General features: G+C 71.7%; 17 protein-coding genes and 1 tRNA gene. 8 read left to right on the top strand and 10 right to left on the bottom strand.

Features of this window, described 5'->3' with window-relative positions:
* The first annotated feature begins 479 nt into the window (after positions 1 to 479).
* The 4 genes from ACZ4Z3_RS14845 to ACZ4Z3_RS14830 all read left to right on the top strand — a co-directional run bounded on the left by ACZ4Z3_RS14845 (position 480) and on the right by ACZ4Z3_RS14830 (position 5,381).
* Positions 480 to 1,946, top strand: coding sequence for a Y4yA family PLP-dependent enzyme (locus ACZ4Z3_RS14845; protein WP_468501451.1), 1,467 nt, complete (start codon positions 480 to 482; stop codon positions 1,944 to 1,946).
* Positions 1,943 to 3,277 (top strand): pyridoxal-phosphate dependent enzyme, encoded by a 1,335-nt coding sequence (locus tag ACZ4Z3_RS14840; RefSeq protein ID WP_468501313.1) that lies wholly within the window; start codon positions 1,943 to 1,945, stop codon positions 3,275 to 3,277. Before ACZ4Z3_RS14845 ends, ACZ4Z3_RS14840 begins: the two co-directional genes overlap by 4 nt.
* A 4-nt stretch (positions 3,278 to 3,281) precedes the next feature.
* Entirely contained in the window at positions 3,282 to 4,481 is a 1,200-nt protein-coding gene (locus ACZ4Z3_RS14835; protein ID WP_468501312.1) for an aminotransferase class V-fold PLP-dependent enzyme, read from the top strand.
* 129 nt (positions 4,482 to 4,610) lie between these two features.
* Positions 4,611 to 5,381, top strand: coding sequence for a class I SAM-dependent methyltransferase (locus ACZ4Z3_RS14830; RefSeq protein ID WP_468501311.1), 771 nt, complete (start codon positions 4,611 to 4,613; stop codon positions 5,379 to 5,381).
* A 152-nt stretch (positions 5,382 to 5,533) separates the two neighbouring features.
* Here ACZ4Z3_RS14830 and ACZ4Z3_RS14825 read toward each other — a convergent pair whose 3' ends face one another.
* Both ACZ4Z3_RS14825 and denD read right to left on the bottom strand, forming a co-directional pair.
* The gene (locus ACZ4Z3_RS14825; protein WP_468501310.1) at positions 5,534 to 5,914 is read right to left on the bottom strand and encodes a hypothetical protein; all 381 of its coding nucleotides are present in this window, start codon (positions 5,912 to 5,914) and stop codon (positions 5,534 to 5,536) included.
* 44 nt (positions 5,915 to 5,958) lie between these two features.
* On the bottom strand, positions 5,959 to 6,960 hold the full coding sequence (gene denD / locus ACZ4Z3_RS14820) for a D-erythronate dehydrogenase (RefSeq protein WP_468501309.1): 1,002 nt from the start codon (positions 6,958 to 6,960) through the stop codon (positions 5,959 to 5,961).
* Between the two features lie 913 nt (positions 6,961 to 7,873).
* Here denD and ACZ4Z3_RS14815 point away from each other — a divergent pair.
* Positions 7,874 to 8,902, top strand: a complete 1,029-nt coding sequence (locus tag ACZ4Z3_RS14815; protein ID WP_468501308.1) for a trypsin-like serine peptidase — start codon at positions 7,874 to 7,876, stop codon at positions 8,900 to 8,902.
* 37 nt (positions 8,903 to 8,939) lie between these two features.
* Positions 8,940 to 9,167 (top strand): hypothetical protein, encoded by a 228-nt coding sequence (locus tag ACZ4Z3_RS14810; protein WP_468501307.1) that lies wholly within the window; start codon positions 8,940 to 8,942, stop codon positions 9,165 to 9,167.
* A 493-nt stretch (positions 9,168 to 9,660) separates the two neighbouring features.
* Here the strand turns inward: ACZ4Z3_RS14810 and ACZ4Z3_RS14805 are convergent.
* Positions 9,661 to 9,734: transfer RNA gene (locus ACZ4Z3_RS14805), tRNA-Pro, on the bottom strand.
* A 184-nt stretch (positions 9,735 to 9,918) separates the two neighbouring features.
* Here ACZ4Z3_RS14805 and ACZ4Z3_RS14800 point away from each other — a divergent pair.
* Together ACZ4Z3_RS14800 and ACZ4Z3_RS14795 are read left to right on the top strand one after the other, a co-directional pair.
* Positions 9,919 to 10,638 carry a transketolase gene (locus ACZ4Z3_RS14800; RefSeq protein ID WP_468501306.1) on the top strand — a complete coding sequence of 240 codons (720 nt, stop codon included), beginning with the start codon at positions 9,919 to 9,921 and terminating at the stop codon, positions 10,636 to 10,638.
* A gap of 104 nt (positions 10,639 to 10,742) precedes the next feature.
* Positions 10,743 to 11,693, top strand: coding sequence for a transketolase family protein (locus tag ACZ4Z3_RS14795; protein ID WP_468501305.1), 951 nt, complete (start codon positions 10,743 to 10,745; stop codon positions 11,691 to 11,693).
* On the opposite strand, the gene ACZ4Z3_RS14790 is transcribed toward ACZ4Z3_RS14795, so the two are convergent.
* The 7 genes from ACZ4Z3_RS14790 to tdh all read right to left on the bottom strand — a co-directional run bounded on the left by ACZ4Z3_RS14790 (position 11,680) and on the right by tdh (position 17,838).
* Positions 11,680 to 12,774: a barstar family protein gene (locus ACZ4Z3_RS14790; protein ID WP_468501304.1), complete on the bottom strand. Its 1,095-nt coding sequence runs from the start codon at positions 12,772 to 12,774 to the stop codon at positions 11,680 to 11,682. The two genes, ACZ4Z3_RS14795 and ACZ4Z3_RS14790, sit on opposite strands and share 14 nt — an antisense overlap.
* A 115-nt stretch (positions 12,775 to 12,889) precedes the next feature.
* Entirely contained in the window at positions 12,890 to 13,249 is a 360-nt protein-coding gene (locus ACZ4Z3_RS14785) for an MmcQ/YjbR family DNA-binding protein (RefSeq protein ID WP_468501303.1), read from the bottom strand.
* Positions 13,250 to 13,279: 30 nt separating this feature from the next.
* Positions 13,280 to 13,843: a GNAT family N-acetyltransferase gene (locus ACZ4Z3_RS14780; RefSeq protein ID WP_468501450.1), complete on the bottom strand. Its 564-nt coding sequence runs from the start codon at positions 13,841 to 13,843 to the stop codon at positions 13,280 to 13,282.
* Positions 13,843 to 14,421 carry a helix-turn-helix domain-containing protein gene (locus ACZ4Z3_RS14775; RefSeq protein WP_468501302.1) on the bottom strand — a complete coding sequence of 193 codons (579 nt, stop codon included), beginning with the start codon at positions 14,419 to 14,421 and terminating at the stop codon, positions 13,843 to 13,845. Before ACZ4Z3_RS14775 ends, ACZ4Z3_RS14780 begins: the two co-directional genes overlap by 1 nt.
* Positions 14,422 to 14,482: 61 nt before the next feature.
* Positions 14,483 to 15,382: a LysR substrate-binding domain-containing protein gene (locus ACZ4Z3_RS14770; protein WP_468501301.1), complete on the bottom strand. Its 900-nt coding sequence runs from the start codon at positions 15,380 to 15,382 to the stop codon at positions 14,483 to 14,485.
* An 82-nt stretch (positions 15,383 to 15,464) separates the two neighbouring features.
* A complete protein-coding gene (locus tag ACZ4Z3_RS14765; protein WP_468501300.1) occupies positions 15,465 to 16,664 on the bottom strand; it encodes a glycine C-acetyltransferase in 1,200 nt (399 codons plus the stop codon).
* A gap of 145 nt (positions 16,665 to 16,809) precedes the next feature.
* Positions 16,810 to 17,838 (bottom strand): L-threonine 3-dehydrogenase, encoded by a 1,029-nt coding sequence (tdh, locus tag ACZ4Z3_RS14760; RefSeq protein ID WP_468501449.1) that lies wholly within the window; start codon positions 17,836 to 17,838, stop codon positions 16,810 to 16,812.
* Positions 17,839 to 18,101 lie beyond the last annotated feature (263 nt).

Below are 18,101 nucleotides of genomic sequence, written 5' to 3'. Positions count from 1 at the left end.
GCCGCGCCACCCCCATCAAAGCGAGCGGCGCTCCGTCCGGTCCACCGGGAACACGCGGAGCGACGCGACCCGCCACCGTGCGCCCCCGGTCGGCGCCGGTCGACCGACGGCCGGCGGACGGCCGGGGCAGGGTGTGCCTGCCGTCCGAGGGGAACCCTGTGGGTGTCCCCCTCCCGGTTCCGCACGTCGCATGCGCCAACGGCACGGTCGCCACCGTGCGCGGCGCCCCGCGCCCCGCGGGCACCCCGGCGTGAACCCGTCGCCGGACGGCGCCTCCCGGACCTCAGGATGGCGGAGACCAGGGCGCATCCCCGGGCTTAAAGGGACATTCGCCGGGAAATGATGATCCCCGAACGGCTGTGTGAGGCCTGCCGGTACTCCACGACCGCGGCGGTCCTCGACTGCCGGGAGCCGCCATCGCCGGTGCACACCAGAGGGGGCCGCCTGCCGTGCGTACGCCTTTGTATCTGCGACCACGACTGGAACCACCGCTCGACGCGTTACTGGAAGCCGCGCCCTTCCTGCACATGCTCGCCGACTCGCTCGGCTCACCGCTCAACGTGCTGTTGCCCGACCGGATCGCGGAGAACGCGGCCGGCTTCCGCGCCGTCTACCGCGACCACCGTCTCGGCGGCCGGGTGTACTACGCGCACAAGGCCAACCAGGCGCACAGCCTGGTGCGTCGGCTGACGGCGACCGACCCGGCCGCGGTGGGTGTCGACGTCGCCTCGCTGGGCGAGCTGCGGCACGCGCTGGAGTGCGGCTTCACCCCCGACCGGATCATGGCCACCGGGCCCAAGGACCCCGAGTTCCTGTGGCTGGCCGCCCGCACCGGCGCCCGCGTCAACCTCGACTCCCCCGCCGAGCTGGACCAACTGGCCGCCCTGGTGCGGAAGTACGACCTGCCGCGCGTCGATGTCCTGCTGCGGCTGTCCGAGTTCGAGTCGTCCCCGTCCGCGGCGTCGGGCACCCGGGTCCTCTTCCGGCGCAGCCGCTTCGGCTCGCCCGTGCGCGAGGTGGACTTGCTGGTGGACGCGGTCGAACGGCACGCGGACGCGGTCCGGTTGACGGGGGTCGCCTACCACCTGGACACCACCGGCATCGCGGAGAAGGCCGTCGCGCTGGAGACCTGCGTCGCCGTCATGGACGCGTGCCGCGCCCGCGGCCTGGACCCGCGGGTCATCGACATCGGCGGCGGCTTCGGCGTCGGGTACGTCGCCGACGCCGCCCAGTGGGAGCGCTACACCACCGAGCTGGCCGAGGCCGTGCTCGGCGCCCGCCCCGCCCTGACGTGGCGGGGCCACGGCTACGGGCTGCGCAACGAGGGCGGCACCCTGCGCGGGGCACCGGCGCTCTACCCGGCCCACCGCCCCACCGCGGGCCCCGGCTACCTCGACGAACTGCTCCGCCACCCCGCCCCCGCCTCGGGCCGCCCGGCGGCCACCCTGCTCCTGGAGCACCTCTACGACCTGGCCGTCGAGCCGGGCAGGGCCCTGGTCGACCAGTGCGGGCTGACGCTGGCGCGGGTCCTCGACGTACGCCGGGCCGACGCGGACTCGGGCGGCCTGCTGGTGCGGCTCGGCATGAACGCCGGTGACGTCAGCCTGGAGGAGCACGGGGTGCTCGTCGACCCGGTCCTCGTCCCCCGCCCGGGAGCGCCCACGGACGCCGACGAGGGGCCGGTGGGGGTCTATCTCGCGGGCAACCTCTGCCTGGAGGCCGATCTGATCACCCGCCGCGAGGTCCACCTGCCCCGGCCGCCGTCCGTGGGCGACCTGTTGGCGTTCGCCAACACCGCCGGATACGCGATGGACTTCCACGCCCACCGTGCGCAGCGGCAGCCGCTCGCCCGCACGGTCGCCGTCACCCGGGAGCGGGACTCCTGGAGGTGGCGTCTCGACGAGGAGTACTGGCCGATCACGGAAGCGGGTGGACCGGTTTCATGAGGTACGACAACATCACGGAGGCCATCGGCAACACGCCGCTGGTGCGGATCGACCCGGCCGTGCACGGTCTGCGCCACATCGACCTGTACGCCAAGCTGGAGATGCTCAATCCGTTCGGCTCGGTGAAGGACCGGGCCGCCTGGCACATGGCCGGGCCCGATCTGGCCTCGGCGGCGGAACGCGGCGCGACGGTCGTGGAGCTGTCGAGCGGCAACACCGCCAAGGCCCTGGCCCTGCTCGCGGGAATGCACGGGCTGCGCTTCAAGAGCGTCACCAACCGGATGCGGGTGCCAGAGATCAAGGACCTGCTCCTGCTGCTGGGCGCGGAGATCGAGGAGCTGCCGGGGCAGAGCGAGTGTCTCGACCCGACCGACACCGACGACCCGCTGACCCGTTTCCACCAGACCCTCACCGGCCCGGACGACACGTATCTGCACACCGACCAGTACTTCAACCCGCGCAACATCGAGGCCCACGCTGCGGGCACCGGTCCGGAGATCGTCAAGGACCTGGACGGCCGGGCCCCCGACTGGTTCGTGGCCTGCGTGGGCACGGCGGGTTCCTCCACCGGCGTGGCCCGCGTCCTGCGCGAACACGACCCCGGTGTACGGGTGGTCGGCCTCGTCGCCCACAAGTCGGACTTCATCCCCGGTATCCGCACCATCGACGAGGTGCACCAGGTGGGGCTGTTCGACCCGGCTACGTACGACACGATCGAGTCGGTGACCGCCGACGAGGCCATCGACGGGATGCTGACCCTGATCCGCCGCTGCGGAGTGCTGACCGGCCCCACCGGCGGCGCCGCCTTCCACGGCGCGGTACGCCATCTCCGCCCGCTTGACGCGGAGTTGGCGGAGGGCGAGCGGCGGACGGCGGTCTTCATCGTCTGCGACCGCGCCGAGAGCTACCTCGGGTACGTACGGCAGCGCCGCCCCGAGCTGCTGGGCCGGCCCGCCCGCCGGCACTCGGCGTCGGCCCTGTCCGACGCGGAGGTGCGGGCGGAGGCCGCGGTGATCGACGTGGCGGAGGCACGGCGGTGGATCGAGGACGGCGCTCCCCGGCCGCTGGTGGTGGATCTGCGCGGGCCGCAGGCGTACGCCGCGCTGCACATCGACGGGTCGGTCAACATCACCGACGAGCTGTTCGAGGAACTCGTGCGCGGCGGCCTGCCGTTCAGCAAGCGGCAGCCGGTGCTGCTGGCCTGTCCGGTCGGCGAGAAGTCGGCCCGGTACGCGGCGCTGCTGACCCGTATGGGCCACCCCGACGTCCGCAGCCTGTCCGGCGGGATCGTCGCGTGGCGTGACGCCGGCGCCCCGCTGGTGAGGGACTGACACCGTGCCGGGAACCGATCTGGAGGAGCTGGCCGACTGGCAGCGTGCGGTGCGGGAGCAGTTCCCCATCATCACCGCGCACCCGGACGTCACGTACTTCGACAGCGCGGCCACGACGCAGAAGCCGCGGGCCGTCCTGGACGCCGTACAGACGTATCTGACGACCGCCAACGCCAACGCGGGGCGGGGCGGTTACCCGTGGGCGAACCGTACGACGGCCCTGGTGGAGCGCACCCGGCGGCGTGTCAAGGACTTCCTCGGCGACCCCGCGCCGGACCGCTCGGGCGTGCACTTCACCGGCGGTACCACCGAGGGGCTGCGGACGATCGCCCGCGACTGGCTCGCGGGCCTCCTGTCGGACGGCGACGAGATCCTCGTCCCCTTCGCCGACCACCGGGCCAATCTGGACCCCTGGCTGGAGGTCCGGGACCTGCTGGCCCGGCAGGGCGTCACCGTACGGGTGAGGCCGCTGCCGTACCAGGACTCGTCCGGCGACTACGACCACCGGGCGCTGCCCTCGGTGATCGGCCCGCGCACCCGCTTCGTCGCCGTCACCCACGTCCATCACGTGTACGGCGGCGACATGAACGTGCACCGCGTCCGCGAGGCCGTCGGCCCGCACGTGCCGATCTGTCTGGACGCCGCACAGGGTGTCGGCCATGTGCCGCTGTCCGTGGACCGCCTCGACGTGGACTTCGTGGCGTTCTCCGGGCACAAGGCCTTTGCTTTGCCCGGCTCCGGGGCGGTGTGGGCCCGCAACTCCCCCGCCCGGGGGCCGGAGTTCCGGCCGGGCGGCTGGCAGGGCACCCCCAACACGGTGGGGATCGCGGCACTGGAGGCCGCGCTGGACTGGCTGGACACCACCGGCCCGGACCTGATCGCCCGCTGGACCACGGCGCTCACGGCCCGCTTCACGGAGGGGCTGCGCCACCTCGCCCCGTACGAGGTCCTCGGCTGCCGGGCCAGCCTGGCCGCCGACGCCCCGGTCCAGCGGCGCCACGACATCGTCACCTTCCGCCACCGCGACATCCCCTCGGACGACCTGGGCTTCATCCTGTACAGCCACGGCTTCATGGTCCGCGCCGACAACCTCTGCCAGGCCGGCACCGACAAACGGGACGGCTCGGTGCGGGTGAGCGTGCACGTGTACAACACGGCGGGGGAGATCGACGAGTTGCTGGGGGTGCTGGCGGGGCTGGCGTAGAAGGGCCGCGCACCCGGCATCCCGCATCCACCGTCCACCATCACCACCCACGCGAATGGAAACCGTTTCCAATAACCGGTAGGTTTGATCACAACGGGCGGTGCGAGACGGAAGAGGCGACGCGAGACCATGGGCGTGAGCATGGAGACGGCCGAGGTGTGGATCGACCGCTGGGAACGCCAGCAGCAGCACTACGCCGTCGCCCGCGAGGAGCGGTTCACGGTCATCGCCGACGTCGTCGAGCACGTCACCGCCGACCGGCCCCGGCCGCTCCTGCTCGACCTCGGCTGCGGGCCGGGGTCGATGGCCGCCCGGCTCGCCGCGCGGCTGCCGACCGCCGAGATCCTCGCCGTGGACATGGACCCGCTGCTCCTCGAACTCGGCCGCACCCACCACGCGAACGCCGCCCGCTTCGTCGACGCCGTCATCGGCGAAGCCGGCTGGACCGACGCCCTCGGCCTGGACCGCCCCCTGGACGCGGTCGTGTCCACCACCGCCCTCCACTACCTCTCCGAGCGGACCCTGCTGAGCACGTATCGGAGCCTGTTCACCCTGCTGCGGCCCGGTGGCGCCCTCGTCAACGGCGACCATTTCGCCCTCGACGACCGCCGGTGCTCGGACCTCACCGCCGCGGTGGGCGGCAGGCGAGCCGAGCGGTCGCGCACCCGCGAGCACGAGGACTGGGGGTCCTGGTGGGCCGCGGCCGCCGAGGACCCGGAGCTGGCCGACCTGTTCGCGCAGCGCGAGAAGCGCCGGGCCGCGTCCGGCAACCACGACGGCAACGACAACGATCTCCCCCTGGCGTGCCACGTCGAACTCCTGCGCGCGGCGGGCTTCGCCCACATCACGCCCGTCTGGCAGTACGGCGACAGTCATGTCCTGGTCGCTCTGAAGGACTGACCGTTCCGGCGCCCGGCCCGGGACGGCTCAGCCGAATTCGAGGATGCGCGGGGCGAAGGTGCCCTCCGGGCCTGCGGCGCGGCCGACGGACCACACGGTCGCCGCGCCCGGTACGGGTGCCGGCCGGGGCATGGAGGAGCCGCCCTCACCGGTCACCTCCGGCTCGCCGTACTCGGCAGCCCGGTGTCGTCCTCGCCGATCACCCATGCGGCGCCGGGTACGGCGGTGAAGTCCTGGTAGGTCCACAGGGTCCGCGGCAGCGGGAGGGCGCTCCATCCGGCCGCCGACCGGCGCAGGATCTCCCCCTCTCCCCCGCGCGCGTGGAAGATCCACGTCTCGTCGCCGACGAACCGCACCTTGCCGAGTCGGCCGGGTTCCCCGGCTCCGGGGAAGGCCGTCTCCCGGCTCCACGCCCTGCCGTTCCACCGGTACAGAACCGGTCGCGGTCCGTCGGCGGACTGCTCGGCCCCGGTGGCCCACGCCTCGTCGGGCCCGCGCGCCGCGAGACGAGAGACAACGCGAAGGTCGCACAAGCTATGGCCACGGCCCCACCCGTGACCAGACGACAAACGGCCGATCAGGATTCCCTCGGGGAGCCGGCGATGTGGTCCCGCACCACCGACGCGAAGTCCGGGTCGGGCTCCAGCCCCAGCGCGGCGGCGCGGGAGTGGTCGAAGGCGGACGGCCACGAGCCCACGATGGCCTCGACGGCGGGGTCGGGGGCGACGGTGACGAGGTCGGCGACGGCGTCACCGGCGACCTGCCGCAGCGTGGCGATCATCTCGGCGACGGAGACGGTGAGCGCCGGAAGGTTGACCGGCAGTCCCCCGTCGAGCTGCCCCGGTCCGGTGCCGCGCTCGACCTCCGCGAGAAGCAGGAGGGCAGCGACGGTGCGGCGCGGGGAGGCGAGGGCCACCCGCAGGTCGGGGCGTACGGGGCAGACGGCGGGGAGGCCCGCGAGGGGTTCGCGGATGATGCCGGAGAGGAACCCGGAGGCGGCCGCGTTCGGCTTGCCGGGCCGCACGGCGACGGTCATCAGGCGGGCGACCCGTCCGTCGACGAATCCGCGCCGGGTGTGGTCCGCGATCAGCTGCTCGCAGATGAGTTTCTGGATGCCGTAGCTGGAGCGTGGCGTGGGCAGGGTCGCTTCGTTGACGACGGGCGGGAGCGGCAGTGCCGGGTCGGGGCCGTAGACCGCCACGCTGCTGGAGAACACGAGCCGCGGGGTGGGCCCGCCGGAGACCGACTGGGTCCGGGTGGCTTCGAGGAGGGCGCGGGTGGTGTCGAGGTTCGCGCGCATGCCGAGGTCGAAGTCGGCCTCGCATTCGGCGGAGACGGCGGCGGCGAGATGGATGACCAGGTCCACGGGCTCCGCGAACACGGTGTCGAGCCGGTCGGCCAGCTCGCCCGGTACGACCTCCACGAGCGGGTGGGACGCCAACGGCTCGCCGTCCGGCACGACCCGGTCGGCGAGCACCAGGCGCTCGATCGGCGCCCCACGGAACGTCCGCCTCTCCGACAACGCGCCGGCGACCAGCCGCCCCAGAAAGCCGAAGCCCCCCGTGATGACGATCCTCATGCGATGCCTCCCCGGTGCCCGTTTGCTCGGATCTGGAGTGCAGCATGCCCAAGGATGCCTCCGGACACAGGAGGAGGCCGCCTCAGATCGAAGGCGTGCCTTCGTCGGCGGGTGCGGGAGCGACGGAGAACGCACATCTCCACGGCGACCCCATGTCGATCCCAAGACGCTCAAAAGGCGCCCCCAAGACGTTCTCAAGACGTTCTCAAGGCGCCGGGCGTGATCTCGGCCTCCTGCCGCGCGAGGGTCGACGCTGTCGCTCCGTACGGGTGAAATCCGGACACCGCACTGCACTACGCACCATGATGTGTCAACTGGCGCCGATAACTGGCAACTTGCCTGCGTCCAACCCGAATGGGCCCCCAAGTTCGCTGATGTCGTACCTACTGTGACATACGGCCTCCGCGCTCGGGAGCGGGGACCGGACCGTCCGCCGAGGCCGTGAACCAGCCATTGGTGTTCGTCAGGCTTGCCCTGACGCACCTCCCGCCCGGCCGAATAGCGGTCAGACCGGCGTGCGACTGCGGTGCCGTCATCGGTGCGGCATCGGTGTCGGCCGGGCGTGGCCGTCCCGATCGCCCCGGGGCGCACCCTGCCCGTCCGCATGCCGTTCACCCGAGAGCGTGCACGTCTGACGACACGGCATCGCCCAGGACTCGGCGATCCGTGAAGCAAGCGGCGATTCGGACCGACCGAATACATGGGTCCCTCACGGCGGGGAGCAGCGCGGCCGAACTGAGGCTGTTTGGCATGTACTCGACCCACCTAGGTTCGCTGTGCTCCACACGCTGATCGGCCGTGCCTCAGCAGCAGGCACGGCAGCGACAGCTGTGCAACGCACGCACGGCGACGACAGCCGTGCGACGAGCGCACCGCAACGAACGCACTCCAACGACGATCGAAGGAGCAGTTAGTGCGCAGTCTCAGACACTCGATACTCCCGCTGGCCGCGGCCACCGTACTGGCATTGATCGGTACGGGAACGGCCGCCGAGGCGGCACCCGCCCTGGCCGCGCCAAAGAGCCGGGCCACCGCCGGTGCGCTCACCGCCTCGGGGAGCGAGGCGGCGAGCGTCGTTCGGTCGGCACGGCTGTCGAACGGTGCTCCGGTCGACTCGGCGAAGGACATCGCCGCGCTGGAGCGCTTCTGGACGCCGGAGCGGATGGCGAAGGCCGTCTCGCTCGACAAGGCGCCCGCCGCGCCGAGGCCGGACGCCGCGAAGCCGGCCGGCCCCACCGGGAAGCCGGGATCGATTCCGTCCGCCCCGCCGCGGTCCGGCATCAAGGCCCCGCGTATCAACGAATCCGCCGCGGTGGGCAAGGTGTTCTTCACCAACCCCAGCAACGGTGGCACCTACGCGTGTTCGGCGAGCGCGCTGAACAGTAGCTCGAAGCAGATGGTCGTCACGGCTGGGCACTGCGTGCACGGCGGCAGGGGCGGGACCTGGATGACCAACTGGGTCTATGTGCCGCGTTACCGCTCCGGGGGGCGTCCCTTCGGCACCTTCTCCGCGAAGCAGATGCGTACCTTCACCGCCTGGATCAACGACAGCGATCTCAGGCGGGACGTGGCGATGGTGACCACCTGGCCGCTCAACGGGAACAAGATCGTCAATGTCACCGGCGGTCACGGAATGAGCTGGAACTTCTCGCGCCAACAGGCCGTCACAATCCTCGGCTATCCCGGGAACCACGACGGCGGGGAGATCCAATGGGCGTGCACGGGCACGACACGGGCAGTCAGTGACGGTCGTATCGAGCTCCAGTGCAACTTCGGCGGCGGTTCCAGTGGTGGACCATGGCTGCGAGAGTTCAACGACTCGAACGGACTCGGTTCCGTGAACGGGGTGATGAGCACGGTCAACTCCGACGGCTGGAACAGGTCTTCCTACTTCGATGACGGCGTCAAGGGCATGTACGACGCCCAGGGCGGCGTAACCTGACAGACCCGACACCGGAAGCGGACAAGGAGAAAGTCCTGTGCGTCGCAGCAGTCTGAGCCGCTGGGCCGCAGCAGCCGCCCTCGTCGCAGCCGTCGTCGCGGTGACCGCCTGGCGTGCCGCGGCCACCGCGGCAGAACCCGAGCCGCTGCCCGACTCGGGGACCAGCGTCAACGAGGTACGGCAGGATCCGGAGAAGGTCCGGGACTACTGGACGCCTGAGCGGATGAGGAAGGCCCAGGACGCGCCCATGCCGAAAGACGACTGACGGCCGGCGGGTTCGGCACGAGCACGGCGCCCCGGGGCGCGGGCGGGTGGCATCACACCCTCCCCGCAGCCCCGGGGCGTTGTGCGTCGGCTGCCGGAAGGCCGTGGAGCCGATGAGCGCGGGATCTGACGGATCACGCCGACGCTGTCGAACCGCACCCTGACGGTCGCGCGGATCAGGCGCGGATCAGGGTGGTCCTGCCGGGCCCGAACCGCCTACGCGCCCGCCGCGACACCGCGCGCGACGCTCAGGCTGACGCAGTCGACGGACAGGGTGCCGCGCCGACCGAACGCCCCCTGGAGGTCGAGCGCCTCCAGTACGGGTACGGCCGCGCTGCGGGGCGCCTCGCCCCTGCTCGGCGTGCGCCTGCCGGGGCGTTTCCCGTTCCGCGGGCCCCCCGGTCAAGTACGCCGGTCCCCAACTGGCCCCAAAAATGATCAAGGGCCGGTTTCGGATGCCTCCGAAACCGGCCCTGACCTGCGACTCGTACGAGTCGGGACGACAGGATTTGAACCTGCGACCCCTTGACCCCCAGTCAAGTGCGCTACCAAGCTGCGCCACGTCCCGTTGCCCGCCTGACCTGGGCTTTCCCCTGGCCGAACGCGCACGGAAACAATACCGCACTCGGGCCGGTGATCGCGCACCCGTTTATCCCGGGCGCGACCGGCCGGCGGGTCGGCTGGGCGGGGCCGAGAACCCGTGCAGATCACCGCTTGACCTCAACCTTGGTTGAGGTAGCACGCTGCTCTGCATGACGACCACGACGGAACGTACCTACGGCTTCACGGATCTGCCCCGGCTGATGGCGCTGATGACGGGCGCCGAGAAGCACGGCCCAGCGGCGACGTCCACGCTGGACACGCTGTGGGTGCTGTACGACCGGGTGCTGCGGGTGGGACCGGAGCGGCTGGACGACCCGGAGCGCGACCGGTTCCTGCTCTCCAAGGGGCACGGGCCGATGGCGTACTACGCGGTGCTCGCCGCCAAGGGCTTCCTCCCGGTCGAGTGGCTGCCCGGGTTCGGCTCGTACGACTCGCCGCTCGGTCACCACCCGGACCGGGTGCTGGTGCCGGGCGCCGAGATCGGCAGCGGCTCGCTCGGCCACGGTCTGCCGATCGCGGTGGGGACGGCGCTCGGCCTGCGCGCCCAGGGGCGGCCCGATCCGGCGGTGTGGGTGCTCATCGGGGACGCGGAGCTGGACGAGGGCAGCAATCACGAGGCGATCGCGTTCGCGGGCCCGGCCGGACTCGACCGGCTCCACACGATCGTGATCGACAACTCCTCCGCCAGCCACGCACGGCCCGGCGGCATCGCCGCGCGGTTCGAGGCGGCGGGCTGGTCGGCGGAAACGGTGGACGGGCGGAACCACGAGGCGCTCCACGCCGCGTTCACCGCCCCGCATCCGGGCCGCCCCCGGGTCGTCGTGGCCCGAGTGGAACCGAAGAACGCCCCCGCACCCAGCCAGACCTGACCCGGTCGGCGCGCCCCCTTCACGGCCCTCCCCTGCTCTCCCCTCGTCTTCTCTCCTCCCCTCCAGCCCTTCTCCTCCCCCTTCCGAAAGGACACTCCGCAGTCATGGACACCATGCGGGAACGCTTCGCCCCTGTCGTCACCCGGCTGCTCGACGAGGACCCCAGGGTCGCGGTGGTCCTCGCCGAGATCGGCAGGGACGGCTTCGCGGAGGCGGAGCGACGACATCCGGACCGGGTCGTCAATGTCGGCATCCGCGAACAACTGCTGATCGGCACGGGTGCGGGACTGGCGCTGACCGGGATGCGACCGGTGCTGCACACCTTCGCCAGCTTTCTGGTGGAGCGGCCTTTCGAGCAGGTCAAGCTTGATCTCGGGCACCAGGACGTGGGAGCGGTCCTGGTGAGCGCCGCCGCCTCCTTCGACTGGCCCGCCGGCGGCTACACGCACATGGCACCGGGCGACGTGGCCCTGCTCGACACGCTCGACGGCTGGACGGTGCATGTGCCGGGGCACCCCGACGAGGCCGAGACGCTGCTCCGCCACGCGATCGGCGCGGGCGAGGGCAAGGACGACAAGGTGTACGTCCGCCTGTCCGTGCAATCGAACGGGCGTGCGCTGGCGGTGGACGGGCAGCGGTTCCGCACGGTGCGCGAGGGCCGCCGCGGGGTGGTCGTCGCCGTGGGGCCGATGCTCGACGCCGTGCTCGCGGCGACGGAGGGGCTCGATGTGACGGTGCTGTACGCGACCACCGTGCGCCCCTTCGACGCGGGGGCGCTGCGCCGGGCGACCGAGGCGGCGGGGACCGATGTGGTGCTGGTGGAGCCGTATCTGGCGGGCACGTCCACGGCAGCCGCGAACGACGCGCTCACCGATGTGCCCCACCGCGTCCTGGGCCTCGGCGTCGGCCGCCCGGAGCTGCGACGGTACGGACAGATCGAGGAACACGTCACCGCCCACGGCTTGGACGCACCCGCACTCCACCAGCGCATCGCCGGCTTCCTGGACGCAAGCGTCAACCGCCCGGCATCCGGACCGCGGCTCACGCCGGCGTGACGTGCATACGGCCCTTCAGGACGTCGAGGACCTCGGCGAACAGGTCGTAGGGTTCACCGTTCGGTGTCAGGGCCCGGGACAGGTGCTCGCGTGCGATCGCCGCGTCCCGCCAGAGCAGAGTCGCGGGGGCGGTGTAGCCGAAGGTGCCGTCCAGGCATTCGTCAACGGCGTCGAGACAGCCCCCGAAGTACCCGCCCGGGCCGTTCACCGCCTCGCCGAGCGCCAGGTAGAGACCCGGCTCGTCGGTGACGTGACGGCCGTCGAGTACGTACGCGTGACCGGCCGGCCGGTCGCGGTGGGTGCGCCGGCAGGCCCGCTCTCGGACGAGGTCGAGCCAGGCTCCGCGGCGCCGGGTGTCGAGGCCGGCCCAGGCACCGTGGGTGTCCGGCGCCCCGGCGAACCACCGCTCCCAGACGGGCCGGGCGTATGCGGGAACGGGCGTGAAGAGCTCTCCGTCGAGCTCCAAGTCGATCCGATCCGTCCCGTAGGAGGACGGGTGCCAGGCGCTGACTCTGGCCCAAAGCAGGCGTTCGATGATCGGCTCACCCCGGTCGTCCTGTATCTCCAGGGTGGCCTGCTCCAGGTCCCGCGCCCGCCGGGTGCCCTTCATCAGTGCCGCACGCAGCTGATCACCCTGGGCCAGCCCGCGCAGGACGAGCGGGGGCGCCGACTGTTGGGACGGCAGGACGCGGGCGAACTCTCGGCAGGACCCCAGCCAGCGGTGCCCGTCGTGCACACGAACACGCCCCCTGTGTCCCTCGGGCGGACCTTCGTACTCGTCCAGGCCGGTGAGCACGACACTGTCCGTCCCGGGGAGCCGTCCCAGGCTCTCCGCGTCCTCCAGCAGCCAGGGATCGAGCGTCTCGTCGTCCGGCACCATCCACACCCGGCTGCCGACCCAGCCGCGCACTGCTGCCTCTGGAACCCAGCCGTACAACTCGTAGATACCCCGCTGCGGTTCGCCGAACAGCCCTTCCACGTCGGCGCAAACACCCCAGGCATGCCCGTCCTGCCTCGCCTCAGCAAGGGTGTACCGCGTGCGCCCACGACTGCCGTTGTCTTCGTGCACAGGGGTCATCATGCTCGGACAAGATCCCCATGGCGAAGGAATTTGCCCTGGGAGGGGCCAGTGAGCCGCCCCGGTTCGGTACCACCGGTTCGTCCATCACCGGCACCCCCACCAGGCCGAACGACCCCTACTCGCCGGCCGGTATCCCCAGTTCCGGGTAGGTGTCGAGGAGTCGGCTCGGGGCTGCCTGGCGCCAGGAGTCGGCGAGGATGTCCCGCAGTTCCGGCTCGTCCTCCAGGGCGGACAATCGCACCCGTACCCAGGCGAACCCCGCCTCGTGGTCGGCGATCCAGAACTTCTCCGGCTCGGCCAGCACCAACTCGTCGCGCTCCTCCTTGGGGCAGCGCACGGCGATGGACGTCTCGTCCTCGGGCAGCGTCGCGAACATCTTGCCCGCGACCCGGAACGTGGGCATGTTCCAGGCGACCTTCTCGGTGGTGTCGGGCAGCGAGAGGGCGACACGTCGTACGTCTTCAGCATCCGGCATGCGACGCACAGTAGCGGCCACCACTGACAATCACCGGGTGGGAGCCGCCGCCCCCGCGGTGTCCTCGGCCACCGGCCCGACCCGCTTGTAGTAGATCGACGTCGGCCGCAGGCTTCCGTACGGATCAGCCGCGTAGTCGGGGATCGCCCCGATCCGCGTCCAACCGGCCTTCGCGTAGACGTACTCGGCCGGGCTGTCGGTCTCCGTGTCGAGGTGGAGCAGGGTGACACCCGCGTCGATCGCCGCCCGCTCGGCGGTCGCGAGCAGCACCTTGCCGACGCCCCGCCCCCGCCCGTCCGGGTGGACCATCAGCTTCACCAGCTCCGCCCGGTGGCGGCTGTTGGGCTTGTCCGGGAAGACGAGGCTCACCGTGCCGATCAGCCGGCCGTCGCCGTCACGAGCCACCCACACCGCGAGTTCCCCCGTCAGGACCGCGTCGGCACGCCCTCGCCACCAAGCCGTGGCCGCCGCACGGTCGAGCGGTGCGAGAAAGCCGACGGAGGCCCCGCCGTTCACGGTGTGGACCAGCAGATCCGCCAACTCCTCCACGGCGGCCGACAGTCGAGTGCGGTCGTCGAGCCGCTCGACCGCGATCACGGTTCGACCACCACCAGCGCGTACCGCACGTCCTCCGGACCCGCACATCTGAAGCGCACCGGCCCCCAGACCCTCATCCGCAGACAGTCCCCGACGGCCAGTTCGTGCTCCACACCCCGGTCCGTCACCGAGAGGGCGCCGGCCAGGACCCAGATGTGCTGTTCGAGGCCGGGGACGGACGGGCCGTCGTACGCGATGTCGGCGCCCGCGGTGAGCCGTCCCTCGACCAGTTCCCCGCGCAGTCCGGCCGCCGGCGGCGACACCGACCTCCGTACGAAGCCGGACGCCCTGTCCTCCCAGACGACCTGGTCGGCCGCGCGGACGACGGTGACGGGCTCGCCCTCGACCTCGCTGAGCAGCTGGGACATGGTCCGGCCGTAGACGTGGCAGAGGCGGTTCAGCAGCGCCGCCGTCGGGCTGGTCTCGGCCCGCTCGGCGCGGGACAACGTCGAACGGCTCACCCCGCTGCGCTCGGCCAACTCCCCCAACGACCAGCCACGCTCGGCCCGCAACTCGCCGAGACGAGCGGCGAGGCGGATGTCGACGGGGTCCAGCACCTCTTCCGCGATTCCCATATTCGGGATGCTATCCCAGAAACGAGAATCGAGGGGTCACGGAACGGAGGGGGCGCCCGACCTACCCCGCCGCCTCCCCCAGCGCCTCCAGCACCGGCTTGATCAGCGGGTGGTCCTCGGCCCCCCGTCGCACCGCGGCGAACACGCGGCGGGTGGGGGCCACTCCGTCGACGGGGCGGACGACCACCGCGGTCAGGTCCATGCCGCGCAGGGCGGAGCGTGGCACGAGGGCCACGCCCGCGTCGGCGGAGGCGAGGGCGACGACGGCGCGGAAGTCGTCGGAGGAGTGTTCCAGGCGAGGCTGGAAGCCGGCGTTCTCGCAGGCCAGGACGACCACGTCATGGCAGGGGTTGCCGGGGTACGGGCCGATCCACGGATCCTTGGCCAGATCCGCGAGCGGCACCTCCTCGGCGTCGGCCAGCCGGTGGTTCAGCGGCACGACCGCGTCGAAGGGCTCGGCGTACAGCGGGACATGGGTGAGCCGGGGGTCGTCGGCGGCGGGTGCGCCCCGGTACTCGACGGCCACCGCTATGTCGACCTGCCGGTCCAGGACCATCGGGAGACTCGCGTCCCCCTCGGCGTCCTGGACGCGGAGCCGGATACCGGGGGACGACTCGGCCAGGCGGGCCACGGCGGGTGCGACGACCTGGGCGATCCCGGTGGCGAAGGAGGCGACCGTGACGGTGCCGGCCGCGCCCGAGCGGTACGCGGCCAGCTCGGCCTCGGCCCGCTCCAGCTGGGCCAGGACGGCGTTGGTGTGGCTCAGCAGGATCTCGCCGGCCGGGGTGAGCCGTACGCCCTTCGCGCTCCGCTCGACCAGCCGGTGACCGGTCTCCTGCTCCAGCGCGGTGAGCTGCTGGGAGACGGCGGAGGGGGTGAGATAGAGCGCGGCGGCAGCCGCCGTCACCGTGCGGTGGTCGGCCACCGCACGAAGGATGTGGAGCCGCCGTGCCTCGATCATGGGACCGATTCTCTCAAACCTACGCTTTTCCCCGGACCGGTCCGCTCAGCCCTCCCGGCCCAGCTTTCGCGGTACCTCCCGCTCAGCCCTCCAGCTCGGACCGCGCGGCGACGAACGCGTCCACCGCACGGTTCACGTCGGCCGTCGAGTGGGCCGCGGACAGCTGTACGCGGATGCGGGCCTGACCCTGCGGGACGACCGGGTAGGAGAAACCGATCACGTACACGCCGCGTTCCAGGAGCAGCTCGGCCAGCCGGCCCGCCTTCGCCGCGTCCCCGATCATCACGGGCGCGATGGGATGGTCGCCGGGGAGGATGTCGAAGCCCTCCTCGGTCATCCGGCGGCGGAACAGCGCCGTGTTCTCGGCGAGCCGGACCCTCAGGTCGTCGGCCGCTTCGAGGAGGTCGAGGACCTTCAGGGACGCCGCGGCGATCACCGGGGCGAGGGTGTTCGAGAACAGGTACGGGCGGGACCGCTGCCGCAGCAGGGCGACGATCTCGGCGCGGGCGGCGACGTAACCGCCGGAGGCGCCGCCGAGCGCCTTGCCGAGGGTGCCGGTGATGATGTCGACGCGGTCCATGACGCCGTGCAGCTCGGGGGTGCCGCGGCCGCCGGGGCCGGTGAAGCCGACGGCGTGGGAGTCGTCGACCATGACCATGGCGTCGTGGCGGTCGGCGAGGTCGCAGATCTCGCGGAGCGGTGCCACATAGCCGTCCATGGAGAAGACGCCGTCGGTGACGATCAGCTTCCGCCGGGCGCCGCCCTCGGTGGCCTCCTTCAACTGCCTTTCCAGGTCCGCGAGATCGCGGTTGGCGTACCGGAAGCGGCGGGCCTTCGACAGACGGATGCCGTCGATGATGGAGGCGTGGTTGAGGGCGTCGGAGATCACCGCGTCCTCGGCGCCGAGGAGGGTCTCGAAGACACCGCCGTTGGCGTCGAAGCAGGAGGAGTACAGGATGGTGTCCTCCTGGCCGAGGAACGCCGACAGCCGCGCCTCCAACTCCTTGTGCACCTCCTGCGTGCCGCAGATGAAGCGGACGGAGGCCATGCCGTAGCCCCAGCGGTCGAGGGCTTCGTGAGCGGCGGCGACGACCGCGGGGTGGTCGGCGAGACCGAGGTAGTTGTTCGCGCAGAAGTTGAGCACCTCGCCGGGCCGGCCGCCGGCGGTGACGTTCACCGTCGCGGACTGCGGGGTGCCGATCACGCGCTCGGGCTTGTGCAGTCCGGCGGCGCGGATCTCGTCGAGGGTGGCGCGGAGGTCGTCGCGCACGGAGTCGAACATCGGAAGGCTCCCAGGGGTGCGGGCCCGGCGGTACGGGCCCGGAGATACGAATTTCTTGCGCGGTGCGCGGTGCGGTGCGCGGCAGCGGCATCGGCGGCGGCTTCCGCGTCCGGTTCGCCGCGCCGGGCCGGTGCGGTCCGGTGGTCTACGAGGTCCAGTCGAGGATGACCTTGCCGCCGCGTCCGCTCGCCGCGTCCGCGAAGGCCGCCTCGTGGTCGCGGTAGCCGTAGCGTCCGGTGATCACCGGGGCGAGGTCGAGACCGCCCTCCAGGAGCACCGACATGGCGTACCAGGTCTCGAACATCTCCCGGCCGTAGATGCCCTTGATCGTGATCATGGAGGTGACGATGCGGGACCAGTCGACGGCGAACTCCTCGGACGGCAGTCCGAGCATGGCGATCCGACCGCCGTGCGTCATGTTGGCGATCATGTCGCGCATCGCGGCGGGGTTGCCCGACATCTCCAGGCCGATGTCGAAGCCCTCGCGCAGCCCGAGTTGGCGCTGTCCCTCGGCGATGCTCGACGCGGAGACGTCGATCGCCAGGCTGACGCCGATCTTGCGGGCGAGTTCCAGTCTGTCCTCGCTGACGTCCGTGACCACGACGTGCCGGGCGCCGGCGTGCCGGGCGACGGCGGCGGCCATCAGCCCGATCGGGCCCGCCCCGGTGATCAGGACGTCCTCCCCGACGAGCGGGAAGGACAGCGCGGTGTGCACCGCGTTGCCGAACGGGTCGAAGATCGCCGCGACGTCCAGGTCCACGGGGACGCGGTGCACCCACACATTGGACGCGGGCAGCGCCACGTACTCCGCGAACGCGCCGTCGCGCCCCACGCCCAGGCCGACCGTGGCGCGGCACAGATGGCGGCGCCCGGCGAGACAGTTGCGGCACTTGCCGCACACCAGGTGGCCCTCACCGCTGACCCGGTCGCCGGCCTTGATGTCCACGACGTCACGGCCGGTGTCGACGACCTCGCCCACGAACTCGTGGCCGACCACGAGCGGGGTGCGGATGGTCTGCCGGGCCCAGCCGTCCCAGGACCGGATGTGCAGGTCGGTACCGCAGATACCGGTCCGCAGCACCTTGATCAGTACGTCTCCGGGGCCGATCTCCGGCTCCGGTACGTCCACGAGCCAGAGTCCGGGCTCCGCCTTCTCCTTGACCAGCGCCTTCAACTCCACGGCTCCTGTGGGTGCGGTCCCGCGGCCGGGCATGACATGTACGCCCGTACCGGGGAGAGGGGTGGGATCACCGAGCAATCTGCCGTACGGCGGCCCCCTGGGTCCATCGAGGTTTTCTTAACCTCCGCCGCAGCTTTCCTTCACACCCCGCCCGCCCCGACCCCGTTCATTCACCCGTTCGTACGCCCGCTCCCCCGCCGGAGGCGCGGGGTGCCCGGATCCGCCATGAAGTGCCGTGCCGTTCCCGGGGTCGAGGC

This window comes from Streptomyces sp. NPDC030296, from assembly GCF_055572815.1.
This window is presented reverse-complemented; position numbering and strand designations above follow the sequence as displayed.

Bases quoted from the DNA above. Each gene is read 5' to 3' on its own strand.
- ACZ4Z3_RS14830 (WP_468501311.1), top strand. From the start codon at position 4,611: ATGGGCGTGAGCATGGAGACGGCCGAGGTGTGGATCGACCGCTGGGAA.
- ACZ4Z3_RS14795 (WP_468501305.1), top strand. From the start codon at position 10,743: ATGGACACCATGCGGGAACGCTTCGCCCCTGTCGTCACCCGGCTGCTC.
- ACZ4Z3_RS14770 (WP_468501301.1), bottom strand. From the start codon at position 15,382: ATGATCGAGGCACGGCGGCTCCACATCCTTCGTGCGGTGGCCGACCAC.
- denD (WP_468501309.1), bottom strand. From the start codon at position 6,960: ATGAGGATCGTCATCACGGGGGGCTTCGGCTTTCTGGGGCGGCTGGTC.
- ACZ4Z3_RS14775 (WP_468501302.1), bottom strand. From the start codon at position 14,421: ATGGGAATCGCGGAAGAGGTGCTGGACCCCGTCGACATCCGCCTCGCC.
- ACZ4Z3_RS14840 (WP_468501313.1), top strand. From the start codon at position 1,943: ATGAGGTACGACAACATCACGGAGGCCATCGGCAACACGCCGCTGGTG.
- ACZ4Z3_RS14765 (WP_468501300.1), bottom strand. From the start codon at position 16,664: ATGTTCGACTCCGTGCGCGACGACCTCCGCGCCACCCTCGACGAGATC.
- ACZ4Z3_RS14800 (WP_468501306.1), top strand. From the start codon at position 9,919: ATGACGACCACGACGGAACGTACCTACGGCTTCACGGATCTGCCCCGG.
- ACZ4Z3_RS14785 (WP_468501303.1), bottom strand. From the start codon at position 13,249: ATGCCGGATGCTGAAGACGTACGACGTGTCGCCCTCTCGCTGCCCGAC.
- ACZ4Z3_RS14790 (WP_468501304.1), bottom strand. From the start codon at position 12,774: ATGATGACCCCTGTGCACGAAGACAACGGCAGTCGTGGGCGCACGCGG.